Annotated in this window: 10 protein-coding genes; 6 read left to right on the top strand and 4 right to left on the bottom strand. The window is 70.4% G+C overall.

The window, feature by feature from the left end:
- The 4 genes from FHX60_RS27810 to FHX60_RS21285 form a co-directional block, all read left to right on the top strand.
- Window positions 1-1718 (top strand): Ig-like domain-containing protein (locus FHX60_RS27810; protein ID WP_260164352.1); only part of this gene is annotated, 1718 nt, incomplete at its 5' end.
- 241 nt (window positions 1719-1959) lie between these two features.
- On the top strand, window positions 1960-3309 hold the full coding sequence (locus FHX60_RS21295) for a TolC family protein (protein ID WP_260164370.1): 1350 nt from the start codon (window positions 1960-1962) through the stop codon (window positions 3307-3309).
- Window positions 3310-3397: 88 nt separating this feature from the next.
- Window positions 3398-5536 carry a type I secretion system permease/ATPase gene (locus FHX60_RS21290; RefSeq protein ID WP_183284547.1) on the top strand — a complete coding sequence of 713 codons (2139 nt, stop codon included), beginning with the start codon at window positions 3398-3400 and terminating at the stop codon, window positions 5534-5536.
- 14 nt (window positions 5537-5550) lie between these two features.
- Window positions 5551-6729: a beta-barrel domain-containing protein gene (locus FHX60_RS21285; protein ID WP_092314628.1), complete on the top strand. Its 1179-nt coding sequence runs from the start codon at window positions 5551-5553 to the stop codon at window positions 6727-6729.
- Window positions 6730-6757: 28 nt separating this feature from the next.
- On the opposite strand, the gene copD is transcribed toward FHX60_RS21285, so the two are convergent.
- Genes copD through FHX60_RS21265 form a run of 4 tightly spaced genes read right to left on the bottom strand, consistent with a single transcriptional unit; the run spans window position 6758 to window position 11140 of the window.
- Entirely contained in the window at window positions 6758-7714 is a 957-nt protein-coding gene (copD, locus tag FHX60_RS21280) for a copper homeostasis membrane protein CopD (protein WP_183284525.1), read from the bottom strand.
- Complete coding sequence (copC, locus tag FHX60_RS21275) at window positions 7715-8101, bottom strand: copper homeostasis periplasmic binding protein CopC (RefSeq protein WP_092314245.1); 387 nt, start codon at window positions 8099-8101, stop codon at window positions 7715-7717.
- 49 nt (window positions 8102-8150) lie between these two features.
- Entirely contained in the window at window positions 8151-9179 is a 1029-nt protein-coding gene (locus tag FHX60_RS21270) for a copper resistance protein B (RefSeq protein ID WP_183284546.1), read from the bottom strand.
- Between the two features lie 26 nt (window positions 9180-9205).
- Window positions 9206-11140, bottom strand: coding sequence for a copper resistance system multicopper oxidase (locus FHX60_RS21265; RefSeq protein WP_260164346.1), 1935 nt, complete (start codon window positions 11138-11140; stop codon window positions 9206-9208).
- Window positions 11141-11330: 190 nt separating this feature from the next.
- On the opposite strand from FHX60_RS21265, the gene FHX60_RS21260 reads away from it, so the two are divergent.
- Together FHX60_RS21260 and FHX60_RS21255 are read left to right on the top strand one after the other, a co-directional pair.
- Window positions 11331-12056, top strand: coding sequence for a heavy metal response regulator transcription factor (locus FHX60_RS21260; RefSeq protein ID WP_092314249.1), 726 nt, complete (start codon window positions 11331-11333; stop codon window positions 12054-12056).
- Window positions 12053-13438, top strand: a complete 1386-nt coding sequence (locus FHX60_RS21255) for a heavy metal sensor histidine kinase (RefSeq protein WP_183284523.1) — start codon at window positions 12053-12055, stop codon at window positions 13436-13438. The genes FHX60_RS21260 and FHX60_RS21255 overlap by 4 nt, the downstream gene beginning before the upstream one ends.
- Window positions 13439-13550 lie beyond the last annotated feature (112 nt).

Here is a 13550-nt window from a genome sequence, read left to right as displayed (position 1 = left end):
CCATCGACGCGGTGCCGCCCGCGATCCCGGCAATCACCGGTGCCACCGACGACAACCCGGTGGCCAGCCCGCTGAACTCCGGCGACAGCACCAACGACTCCACGCCGACGCTTACCGGCACCGCCGATGCCGGCAGCACCATCAGCGTCTACAACGGCACCACGCTGCTCGGCACCACGGTTGCCGACCCCACCACCGGCGCGTGGACCTTCACGCCGACCACGCCGCTGATCGATGGTCCCTACGCGCTGACCGCCACCGCCACGGATGCGGCGGGCAATGTCAGCGGCCCGACCGCCGCGTTCAACCTGACGGTGGATACGGTCGCGCCGACCGCCACGGCGACGGTCACCGCGCTGACCGACGACACCGGTACCGCCGGCGACTGGATTACCGGCGACACGACCCCCGTCGTCAGCGGCACGCTCAGCGCGGCGCTGGCCGCCAACGAGACGCTGCAAGTCAGCCTCGACGGCGGCGCTACCTGGACCAATGCCGTGGTCACCGGCACCACGTGGCAATGGTTCCCGCCGGGCCAGCTCGCGGACGGCACCTACACCATCACCACGCACGTAATCGACAGCGCCGGCAACATCGGCGCGGTCACCACCCAGACTTTCACAGTGGCGCAACAGGTGGCGCCCGAAGCTGCGGTCAATGAAGCCGGCGGCTTGCTCGGCATTGCCGATGCCAACCTGCTGGGGCTGATCGACCTGAGCGCGCAGCAGTTCTTCACCGCCAGCGACTACAACGAGAACATCAACAGCGTGGTGATCGAGTATGGCGGCCTGCTGGGCGTTGGCATGCAGCGGCTCGACGCCAGCCTGGCGCTGGCGGCGGAGCTGGGGCTGACCTTCAACGTGGTGAACGACCCGGGCATCCTGGGCGTCATCGGCCCATCGTCGACGCTGTCTATCTCCGCCATCGGCGGCGGCCCGATCAACAACCTGAGCCTGAACGAACTGCTCGGTTCGATCACGCTGGAAGGCGGCCTGCTGGGCGTCAGCCTGAGCCTGCTCGACGCCATGACGATCACCGCCACCGACACCACCGGCATGAGCACCACGTCGACCGGCAGCCAGCTGGTCAGCGCCGGCGTGCTGACCAACCTGCTCGGCGCCAGCCAGCCGGCGGCGATCATCGAAGGCGATGCCACGGGCAATACGCTCACGGGCAGCGCCGACAATGACCGGCTCTATGGCTACGATGGCAACGACACCATCAATGCCGGCGCCGGCAACGACCTGGTGCGCGGCGGCGCGGGCGACGACACGCTCAATGGCGAGGGTGGCAACGACGTGCTGATCGGCGGCGCCGGCAACGACACCATGAGCGGCGGCACCGGCACCGACGTGTTCCTGTGGGAGGCGCGCGGCACCGACGGCACCGGCGGCAACGGCAGCGACTTGATCACGGATTTCACCGTGGGCACCGCGCCAGGGCAGGCCGGCAACGACGTACTGGATGTGTCTGCGCTGCTGGTCGGCTACGCCGCCGACGCCAACGGCCCCGCCCACTACCAGAATGGCGTGGCCACCATCGACGCGGGCGACGACATCGGCCAGTACCTCAGTGCCACGCAGCAGGGCGCCGACACCGTGATCGCCATCGACCGCGACGGCGCCGGCACGAACTACAGCGCGCAAACGCTGGCGACGCTGACCAACGTGACCACCAACCTGGAGACCTTGCTGGCCAACCAACAGATCCTGGTCTGACCCTGCAGCCCCCGGCCCGGCGGCATGCGCGAGCAGCCGGGCCGGCCGTGGCGCCGGCAGCCATGCGTGCATGCCGGCGCAATCGACACATCCGGACGGCATCGCCATCTTGTTCACAGTCAGACTGACCCTTGACGCCGACGCGAGCGCCGGCCCCGGCTTCGGCCTCGGTTTGTTTCCCGGTTCCTCCGCCTCGCGCGCGGCAAGACCTTTCCTCGCCACACTGCTGGCGACCACGCTGATGGCCGGGCCGGCTGCCGCCGCGCCCGTGCCAGCGTCAGCCGGCGTGCCGGCGCTGGCCGCCACGGCCCCGCTGGCCCCGGCGCCGGCGCCGGGTGCCGCCGCAGCGGACGGTGTGCGGGCGGCCTTGCGCATCCCGCTGGCGGGCATGGCCTTGCACGAGGCCGTCGGGATCGCCATCTCGCGGCATCCCGATATCGGCCGCGCCAACGCGGTGGTGGCGCAGAGCGAGGCCGAGATCGCGGTGGCGCGTTCGGCCTGGTATCCCAAGCTGGAATATGGCGTGCGCCCGGGCTACGGCGGCAGCTTCGGCAGCGGCGGCAACGACATGGGCGCGCGCGCATCGGTGGGCGTGAGCCAGCTGCTGTACGACTTCGGCCGCACCGCCAGCAAGATCTCGGCCGCGGACGCCTCGCTGGTCCAGCGCCGCCATGAGCTGTCCGATACGGTCGAGCAGATCGCCTACAACACCGCCTCGATCTACATCGAGCTGGCCGCGAGCCAGGCGGTGATGGCGGCCGCGCAACGCCAGCTCGAGACGCTGGCAATCACGCGCGACAAGATCGGCCAGCGCGTGCGCGCGGGACTGTCGGTCAGCTCGGACGGCACCATGGCCGACGTCGCGATCCAGCGTGCCCGCACCGAGACACTGCGCGCGCGTACCCGTTTCGACGTGGCGGCGTCGCGCCTGGCCGAGCTGATCGGGGTGCGGCCCGAGCGCGTGGCCGAACTGGCACGTACCGAAGATGAAGTCCGCAGCCTGGGCGACGAGGGCGACGACATCGAGCACACGCCCAAGGTGCTGGCCGCCGCGGCCGCGGCCGAGGCCGCGCACGCGCGCGTAACGCTGGCCGAGGCCGAGCGCTTCCCGTCGGTCAGCGTCGGCGTCAGCCGCTCGGTGTCGACCGGGCGGGCCAATGCCAACGACGACACCTGGATCGGCGTGGCGATCGCCGGCGACTTCTCGCTGGGCGGGCTGAACCGGCACCGCATCGACGCCGCCCGCGCCGGCCAGCGCGCGGCCCAGCAGGCGCTGGACAACGAGCGGCTGCTGGCTCGCACCACGCTGCATTCCGCCGCCACCGAGGCGGCCGGCGCCGCGGCGCGCACGCAAAGCTACGCGCAGATGATCGCGCTGCTGCGCGCTTCGCGCGACCTGTACTGGCAGGAATACATCCTCAACAAGCGGACCCTGACCGACGTGCTCAATCCCGAGCGCGAGATCTTCCTGGCCGAGCAGGAATGGATCGGCGCGGTCGCCGACGGCATGCTGGCGCGCATCAAGGCGCACGCCGCCACCGGCAGGTTCGTGGCCTTGCTGCGGGAGCACGACAGTGCAAGCCACCCTTGACACGCCGAGTGCCGGCACTACGCCGGCCGGCGCCAAACCCCACGATGGCGGCGCGCCGGCGCAGCCCGCGCACTCGGCGCAGCCGGCATTGGCCTGGGCCGAGGCCCTGCTGCTGGCCGCCCGCCAGCTCGGGCTGTCGCCTTCGCCGGACCTTGTGCGCGGCGCGGCCGCCTGGGCCGATCGCGCCGACGCCGACCGCGCCGTGGTCGAGATGGCCGCCGCCGCGGGCTTGTCGGCCCAGTTTGCCGACCTGCCCGCGGCCGCGCTGTCGCCGCTGCTGCTGCCCGCGCTGGTGGTGCTGGACGGGGCCCGCATCGGCCTGCTGACGGGCATCGCCGACGGCAAGGCGGTGCTGCAGCTGCCCACCGACGCCGGCACCATCGAACGCACTCCCGCGCTGGCGGCGCTGGCGCCGCAGGACGGCGACGGCACCGTGCGCCTGCTGCTGGTGCGCGAGCGGGTGGCGCCGCGCAGCGGCCGTCTCGACGCCTACCTGGCCGCGCGCCCGGAAGGCTGGCTCGGCAGCATCTTCACCGCCAACTGGCGCACGCTGGTGGAGCTGGGCGCGGGCTCGCTGTTCGGCAACCTGCTGGCGGTCGGCACCTCGCTGTTCGCGATGCAGGTGTGGGACCGCGTGGTGCCGGCGCGCTCGCTGCATACGCTGTGGGTGCTGGCCAGCGGCGTGGCGCTGGCACTGTTGCTGGAGCTGCTGATCCGCACCGTGCGGGTGTCGATCGCCGATCATTTCGGCAAGCAGGTCGACCAGCGGCTGTCGGCGATGTTCTTCGCGCGCGTGCTGGATATCCGCAACGATGCGCGCCCGCGCTCGCCCGGCACGCTGGTGGCGCAGCTGCGCGACCTGGAACAGCTGCGCGAGCTGCTCACCTCGAGCACGCTCGGGGTGCTGATCGACCTGCCCTTCGTCGCCGGCTTCCTGGTCATCATCTGGCTGCTGGGCGGCTGGCTGGTGCTGGTGCCGCTGGTGGCGATCCCGCTGCTGGTGCTGCCCGGCCTGGTGGCGCAGATTCCGCTGGCGCGGCTGTCGCAGCAGGGCATGAGCGAGGCCGCGCTGCGCAACGCGATCCTGATGGAATCGATCTACCGGGCCGAGGACATCAAGACCCTGCAGGCCGAGCCGCGCTTTCGCAGGCTGTGGGACCAGGTCAACGCGGTCAACGGCGAGATCGGCCTGAAGCAGCGCTTTATCGCCGGGCTGCTGCTGAACCTGTCGCAGACGGTGCAGCAGCTGGCCTATGTCGGGGTGCTGGTGGCAGGCGTGCATGGCATCCTCGACGGCGGCCTGTCATTCGGCGCGGTGCTGGCCTGCTCGATCCTGACCAGCCGCACCATCGCGCCGCTGTCGCAGATCCCCGCGGTGCTGGGGCGCATCCAGAACGCGCGCGTCGGCAAGCAGGGACTGGATGCGCTGCTGGGCCTGCCGCTGGACCACGACCCGGCGCGCGACGCCTACCACCGGCCCGCGCTGGTGGGGCGCTATCGCTTCGAGCAGGTGGAGTACGGCTTCGACCCACAGGAAAAGCCGGTGCTCAACATCCCGCAGCTGCAGATCGCGCCCGGCGAGCGCATTGCGGTGCTGGGCCGCGTCGGCGCCGGCAAGTCGACGCTGCTGCGCCTGCTGGGCGGGCTGGCGACGCCGGTGCAGGGCCGCATCCTGTTCAACGACACGCCCTTGCCGCTGATCGATCCCGCCGACGTGCGCCGCGACGTCGGCATGGTGATGCAGGAATCCAGCCTGTTCTACGGCACCTTGCGCGACAACCTGCTGGTGGCCGATCCGCTCGCCACCGACGAGGCCATGCTGCAGGCGCTGCGGCTGGCGTGCGCCGACCGGCTGCTGCTGAACCAGGTGCACGGGCTGGACCTGACCATCCGCGAGAACGGCGTGGGCCTGTCCGGCGGCCAGAAGCAGGCGCTGATCCTGGCGCGCACGCTGCTGCGCGCGCCCAACGTACTGCTGCTGGACGAGCCCACCGCGTCGCTGGACGAGGCTACCGAGCAGGCCGTGATCGCACGGCTGCGGCCCTGGCTGGGCCAGCGCACGCTGGTGGTCGCCACGCACCGCTACGCGGTGCTGGCGCTGGTCGATCGCATTATCGTCGTCGACAACGGGCGCATCGTGCGCGACGGCCCCAAGGATGCGGTGCTGGCCGCGCTGCGCGGCAAGGGCGCGCAGGCCGCGGGCGCGCCGGATGCGGCAGGAGGCTGAACATGGGCACGGGGATGGACACGAAAGCGGCCGCGGACTGGATTCGCATCGGCGCAGAGCCCACGGGCCCGCGCTACCTGCTGTGGGTGATCGTGGCGGCGCTGACGCTGTTCCTGCTATGGGCGGCGCTGGCCGGGCTGGATGAAGTGGCAATCGGCGAGGGCCGCGTCACGCCGGCGTCCAAGGGACAGATCATCCAGAGCCTGGAGGGCGGCATCCTGGCCGAGCTGGCGGTGCGCGAGGGCGACGTGGTCGAAGCCGGGCAGCAACTGGCCACGCTCGACCCGGTGCAGGCGCGCGCTTCGATGGAGGAGACGCTGGAGCGGATCGCGGCGCTGCAAGCGCGTGCGGCGCGGCTGCACGCGGAAATGAACGATGCCGCCAATGTTGCCTTCCCGGCCGAGCTGGCGGGCAACGCCGCGGTGGTTGATCGCGAGCGCCAGCTTTTCACCGCCAACCGTCGTGCCTTCCGCGAGAATGTCGGCAACCTGCGCGAGCAGCTGCGGCTGGCCGAGAACGAGTTGCAGATCGCCATCCCGCTGCTGCGCACCGGCGCCACCAATGAAGTCGAGGTGCTGCGGCTGCGGCAGAAGGTGGCCGAGTTCTCGACCAAGCTTGCCGCCACGCAGAGCGAATACTACGTGGCGCTGAAGGCCGACTACGCCACCACCATGGCCGACCTGGGCCCGCTGCTGAAGGTGCGCGAAGGCCGTGCCGACCAGCTGCGCCGCACCGCCATCAATTCCCCGGCGCGCGGCATCGTCAAGGACATCCGCGTCTCCACCATCGGCGGCGTGGTCGGCCCCGGCGGCGTGCTGATGGAAATCGTGCCGCTGGGCGACCAGTTGCTGATCGAGGCGCGGCTGAGCCCGCGCGACATTGCCTTCATCCACCCGGCGCAGCCGGCCACGGTCAAGATCACGGCGTTCGAGCCGTCGATCTACGGCACGCTGCCGGCCCGCGTCGACCGGATCTCGCCCGACACCATCGAAGACCAGGTCGACAAGCGCATCTACTACTACCGCGTCTACGTGCTGACCGACCACGCCTACCTGGAAACCAGCGACGGCAAGCGCCACCCGATCCTGCCCGGCATGGTCGCCACGGCCGAGATCCGCACCGGCCGGCGCACCGTGCTGGATTACCTGCTCAAGCCGCTGCGCCGCGCCGCCGAGGCCTTGCGCGAGCGCTAAGTTGCCCACCCGCCCGGCAGCGCGGCAGTCATGCCGGCGTCGGCGACAGCATGCCCAGCACCGCCACCAGCGCCAGCACCAGCGTGGCGGTGCCGGCTTCGAACAGCAGGCTGCGCCGCAGCGCCCGCACTGCCTGCAGCGCCGGGCCCCGCTCGCCGGTGCGCGCGGCCGCTTCCAGCCGCGGCGCCAGCGCAAACCGGTTCGCCGCCGCCAGCCCGAGCATGGCGGCAAACAACCCAAGCTTGGCCGCCAGCAGCCCGCCGTAGGACATCGGCGCGAATTCAGGTATCACCGGCCCGGCGATGAGCCAGTAATTGAGCGCGCCGGTCATCACCAGCAGGGCCACGATGCGGGTGCCGATGCGCGCGAAGCCGTTGGCGCTGCGGCTCAGCAGCGCAAGCGCCCGGCGGTGCGGCGTCGGCCCGGGCCACGCCAGCAGCAGGAACGCCGCCAGCGCTCCCACCCATGCGCCCGCGGCCAGCAAGTGGGCGACGTCCGACGCCAGGTGCAGGTAGCGCACCGCGCCGTCGTGCATCGCGCCATGCCCGCCCCACGCCAGCGTGGCCAGCGCCACGCCGCCATACGCGGCCAGCACGGCGCAGGGTGGGCGCAAGCGGGGCAAGCGGGGCAAGCGGCGCAGGTTCATGCCGGCCAGCACGAACAACAGCAGGGCCGCCATGCGCACGCACCAGGCCACGCCGAAATCGGTCCCGGTGACGATCATCGCCAGCACATGGGCCTGCAGGGCGGCATAGTCCGTCGCGCCGGTCATGGCGCGCGCCATCTCCACCAGGGCCAGCAGCGACAGGGCGATGCCCACGCCGGCGCCACCCAGCGCCAGCGCACGGCAACGGCGCGCGAAGCGGCCGGCGCGTTCGTGCCGTTGCAGTGTGTACAGGCAGAACAGCGGCAGCCCGAACACCAGGGCGAGGTCCAGATAAAGCGCCAGGCGCAGCCCGGCGGCCAGCCATTCCGGCTGCGCCAATTACTTCACCGTGAACGTAACGTTGCCGTTGACGGGATGGGTGTCGGACGAGACCGCGCGCCAGTCCACCCGGTAGCTGCCCGGTGGCAGCGGCTGGGTGGGGGTGATGACCATGGTCTTGGGGTCATCGCTGCCCGAGACCTTCACCGCCATCTTCATCGGTGCATGGTTGGCCATGCCCGGCATCCCGGTCATCACCAGGTTGGCGCCGGAAAACTGGGTGACGAGAGTCTCGGAGAAGCGCAGCTCGATCTTCTGCGGCGCGGGCACCTCGGCCTTGTCGGCGGGCGTCGACGATTCCAGCCTGGGATGCGCGAAGGCAAGGCTGCTGGCCAGCGCGGCGATGGCCGCGGTCATGGCGTGGATCAGGGGGCGATTGGCATGCATTATGGTCTCCGCTGAGGGATGTAGAAGTGCGATGGTCCAGGCGGCCGCGTCAGAACCACACGCGGACGCCGGCGACGAAGCGCGTTTCGCCCGACTTGCCGCCGGCGGTGCGGATCATGTCCGCGGTATTGCCGAAGGCCTGGTAGCGCTCCACGCCGATATACGGGGCGAACTGCCGGCTGAACTCATAGCGCAGCCGCAGTCCCACGGTGCCGTTGGACAAGCCGCTGCCGATGCCCACTTCCGGATCGTTCTTGCCATAGAGATTGGCCTCGATGCGCGGCTGCAGGATCAGGCGCTGCGTCAGCAGCAGTTCATACTCCGCCGACAGCCGCAGCGCGGTGCGCCCGCTGGTGCCGACATAGGCGGTGGCGTCGACCTCGAACCAGTACGGCGCCAGCCCCTGCACGCCGAACGCCAGCCAGTTGCGCGCCGGGCGCCCGCTGCCGGCGTCGTTGCGCAGGCCCAGCTGGGTGTCCCAGTAGCTGGCCACGGCATGGCCCCACAGCAGCTCGGTGCGGGCTTCGTGCAGCTTGCCCCTGGAGGCCTCGCCCTCGGCCTTGAGCACCAGCTTGTCGAAGCTGTTGCCGAACCACGCCTGCGCCTCGTAGGCGGCGGCATTGTGGCCGTTGGCATGTGCCCATTCCAGGCGGTCGACCAGCACCGACGCGAACAGGTGCTCGTCGGCCATCACCAGCTGGCGCTTGTCGCCCAGCGCATACTGGCCGACACCGAGTTGGTAGCCGCCGGAATAAGCGTGCGGATCGCGCGCGTCGGGCGGGGCGCTGCCGCCCTGCATCTTCATGTCGCCATGGTCCATGGCCGGGGCCGCCTCTTGCGGCGGCGCATTGGCGCCATCCATGGTCTGGATCTCCGGCTGGTCCATGCCTTGCACCTGGCCGTGGTCCATCCCTTGCATCTGGCTATGGTCCATGCCCTGCATCGCGGCGGGCGCTGTCGGCGCGGCCGGTTGACCGTGGCCGTGCGCATGGCCGGCATGCGGGCCCTGCGCAAAGGCTGCGCTCATGGCGCCCAGCGCAAGCGCCGCGGCCAGCATGGTCTTCTTGTATCCGGGCATCGGCATCGAGAGTTCGGCTCGCATCATCACGCCACCACCACTTCGCGGAACATGCCCGCATCCATATGCAGCATCAGGTGGCAATGCCAGGCCCAGCGCCCCAGGGCATCGGCCGTGACCAGGAAGCTGATGCGCTGCGCCGGCTGCACCGGGATGGTGTGGCGCCGCGCCTGGAAGCTGCCGTCGGGCGCCTCCAGCTCGCTCCACATGCCGTGCAGGTGCATGGGGTGGGTCATCATGGTGTCGTTGTGCAGGATCACGCGCAGCCGTTCGCCATGCTTGAAGTAGATCGGCGTGGACTTGCCGAACTCGACGCCGTCGAACGACCACGTATAGCGTTCCATATTGCCGGTCAGGTGCAGCTCGACCTCGCGCCCCGGGCCGCGCGCATCCATGGCCCCGCCAATGGTGTGCTGGTCGGCCAGCGTCAGCACGCGCCTGCCGTTGTTGCGCAGGCCGATGCCGGGGTCGTCGAGGTTGGTGCGGGCCATGTCGACGCGCATGTCGGTGCTGGCCCCGTATTCGGTGCGGGCATGGCGTGCGGTCTTGCTGGGCACCCGCAGCGCATCGGCGGGCGCCATCGCGTGCTGGCTGTGGTCCATGCCGGCGTGGTCCATGCCGGCCATCGGCATCGCACCATGGCCGGCGTGAGCGCCATGTCCGCCATGTCCGCCATGTCCGCCATGTCCGCCATGTCCGCCATGTCCTCCGTGGCCGCCATGTCCCGTCATCGCGCCCATCATGTCGGTCATGATCAGCCATTCGGCGCGGTCCAGCGCGGGCACCGGCGCCGACAGGCCTTCGCGGACCGCCAGCGTGCCGCGCGCATAGCCGGTGCGGTCCATCGACTGCGCGAACAGGGTGTAGGCGTCGTCGCGCGGGGTCACGATGGCGTCGCAGGTCTCGCCCGGACCGAAGCGGAATTCGTCGACGGTGACGGGCTCGATGTCCTGTCCGTCGACCTGCACCACGCGCAGCTCGAGGCCGGGGATGCGCACGTCGTAGAAGGTGTTGCCCGAGCCGTTGATAAAGCGCAGGCGCACGGTCTCGCCGCGGCGGAACAGGCCGGTCCAGTTGCCGGCCGGCGTGACGCCGTTGGCCAGGTGGGTCAGAGTGGCGCTGGACAAGTCCGCCAGGTCGGTCGGGCTCATCCGCATCTGGTTCCACATGCGGCGCTTGTCCAGCGCCTGCTTCAGGCCGTCGCGCGACACGTCGCGGAAGAAGTCGACCACCGTGGGCTGGTTGTAGTTGTAGTAATCGCCCTGGATCTTGAGCTTGTTCAGCACCCGCATCGGGTCTTCGTCGGTCCAGTCCGACAGCAGCACGGTATGGTCGCGGTCGGCGTGCGCGCGCTCGTGCCCGGCGGCCGGATCGATGACGATGCCGCCGTACACGCCGGTCATCTCCTGGAAGCCGGAGTGCGAGTGATACCAGTAGCTGCCGGTCTGCGTGACCTTGAAGCGGTAGGTGAAGGTCTCGCCGGGCGGGATGCCCGGGAAGCTGATGCCGGGCACGCCGTCCATCTGGTAAGGCAGGATGATGCCGTGCCAGTGGATCGAGGTGGCCTCGCGCAGGCGGTTGGTCACGCGGATGGTGACGGTGTCGCCCTCGCGCCAGCGCAGCGTCGGGCCGGGCAGCATGCCGTTGATGGTGGTGGCGATGGCCGGCTTGCCGGTGTAGTTGACCAGCGATTCGCCGATCACCAGGTCGAACTCGGTGCCGCGCAGCACCGGGCCGGCACCGCTGCCCGCCGGGGCAGGCTGCCCGTCGCGCGCGCCGCCGCCGCCGTGCCCGGCATGCTGCGCCCAGGCGCTGCCGCCAAACCCCGCCAGGCCGACGACTACGCCGCCGGCGGCCAGCCCCTGCACGAAGCGGCGGCGCCGCAGGTCCGGCAATCCGGAGAGCGGATCAGGCAGCAAATGGGGCAGCGCTGGGCGGCCGGGGCTTGGATGGCGTCGCATGTCACGTCGGTTCGGTTAGTCGGCACGCCAAGCGTAGCCAGCGCCACCCTACCGCGGTCTGACCGGAAAATGACAATCCGGTAATCTTGCGGTCATGTTGGCGCCGGCAACGCCGGCGTAGAGTTGCCTGGCCGTAATGAATAGCAATCTGCAGGGCGATCGGCGGGCCCGACGCGTAAGGAAAGTGCTGATGAAACTGCTTGTGGTGGAGGACGAATCCAAGACCGGCGAATACCTGCGCCAGGGGCTGACCGAGGCGGGCTTCGTCGTCGACCTGGTGCGCAACGGACTGGACGGCCAGCACATGGCCATGACCGAGCCCTACGACCTGATCATCCTGGACGTGATGCTGCCGGACGTGGACGGCTGGCGCATCGTGCAGGCGCTGCGCGCGGGGCAGAACCCCGTGCCGGTGCTGTTCCTGACCGCGCGCGACAGCGTGGCCGACCGCGTCAAGGGGCTGGAGCTGGGGGCCGACGACTACCTGGTCAAGCCGTTCGCCTTCTCTGAACTGCTGGCCCGCGTGCGCACGCTGCTGCGCCGGGGCACCGCGCAGATGACGCTGGACCGCATCCAGGTGGCCGACCTGGTGCTGGACCTGACGCGCCGCCGCGCCACGCGCGCCGGACGCCGCATCACGCTGACCAGCAAGGAGTTCGCGCTGCTGGAACTGCTGGCGCGCCGCCGCGGCGAGGTGCTGCCGCGCTCGCTGATCGCCTCGCAGGTATGGGACATGAACTTCGACAGCGACAGCAATGTCATCGACGTCGCCATCCGGCGCCTGCGCGCCAAGATCGACGACGGCTTCGAGGCCCGCCTGATCCAGACCGTGCGCGGCATGGGCTATGTGCTGGAGGCGCCCGAAGCCGCCGACGCGGCAGACGCGCCGCCGGCAAACGACGGGCAGCCCACATGAAGCCCCGGCTGTCGCTGACGGCACGGCTCACCATCCTGTTCTCGCTGTCGTCGGCGGCGGTGCTGCTGGGGCTGGGCGTGCTGATCTGGCTGGCGATCGACGATCATTTCGCCGACGAGGACTACGCCGTGCTGGCCGACAACGTGCGGCTGATCGAAAAGATCGCGGCCGACGGCCCGGCGGCGTCGCTGCCGCAACGGCTGGGCCCGGCGCTGGAACACCATGCCGGCTTCGTCGCCGAAGTGCGTGGCACCGATGGCAAGCGCCTGTACGCCACGCGCGATTTCGATTTCCGCCCGGCGCTGGCGGCCGCCGCGCAGGCGCCGGCAGGAAACGACGCCTTTGCCTGGGAACAGCAGGGCCAGACCTATCGCGGCCTGCGCGCGCAGCTGGCGGTGGCGCCCGCCGGCGGCCAGCCGGACGCGCTGCAGGTGCTGGTCGGCATGGACACGGCGCTGCATGACCACTTCCTGCACGCGTTCCGCAACACGCTGGCGTTCTACGGCACGCTGGCGGCGCTGGCGAGCGGGCTGCTGGGCTGGTGGGCGGCGCGCCGCGGGCTGTCGCCGCTGCGCACCATGGCCTCGCGCGCACGCACCGTCACCGCGCACAAGCTGGACGAGCGCATGCCGGTCGAGACCGTGCCGGTGGAAATGGCGGACCTGGCCGCCACCCTCAACGCGATGCTGGAGCGCCTGCAGCGCGACTTCGCCCGCCTTTCGGAATTCTCGTCGGACCTCGCGCACGAGCTGCGCACGCCGATCACCAACCTGATGACGCAGACCCAGGTGGTGCTGTCGCAGCCGCGCGACGCGGCGCGCTACCGCGACGTGCTGGCCTCGAACGTGGAAGAACTGCAGCGGCTCTCGCGCATGGTCTCGGACATGCTGTACCTGGCCAAGACCGAGCATGGCATCACGCTGCCCAGCGCGGAACCGATCGAGGTGGCGGATGAAGTCGAGGCGCTGTTCGATTTCTACGATGCGCTCGCCGAGGACAAGGGCGTGCGGCTCACGCTGCGCGGCCGCGGCCGCATCACCGGCGATCGGCTGATGCTGCGCCGGGCGCTGAGCAACCTGTTGTCGAACGCGCTGCGGCATACGCCCGCGGGCAAGGGCATCGTGGTGGAAATCACGCCGGCTGCCGACGCGGTGCAGGTGGTGGTGGAGAACGAAGGCGAGACCATCCGGCCGGAGTTGTTGCCCGCGCTGTTCGACCGCTTCTTCCGCGCCGACAAGTCGCGCGCGCGACCCGAGTCCGATGGCGCGGGACTGGGGCTGGGGCTGGCGATCACGCAGGCCATCGTCGCCGCGCACGGTGGCGCAATCGGCGTGTCGTCCGAGGCAGGCAAGACGCGCTTTATCCTGACGTTTCGCGCTTAGTTTCGCCCCTGGTTTCGCACCTCGTTTCGCGCCGGGGGCAAAAAAAGCCGCCCACGCCAGTTACAGCCGTGGGGGAGCTGGCGTGGGCGTGAAGACCACCGGATGCGGCTCC

Source organism: Cupriavidus alkaliphilus (assembly GCF_014191175.1).
Lineage (GTDB): Bacteria > Pseudomonadota > Gammaproteobacteria > Burkholderiales > Burkholderiaceae > Cupriavidus > Cupriavidus alkaliphilus.
This window is presented reverse-complemented; position numbering and strand designations above follow the sequence as displayed.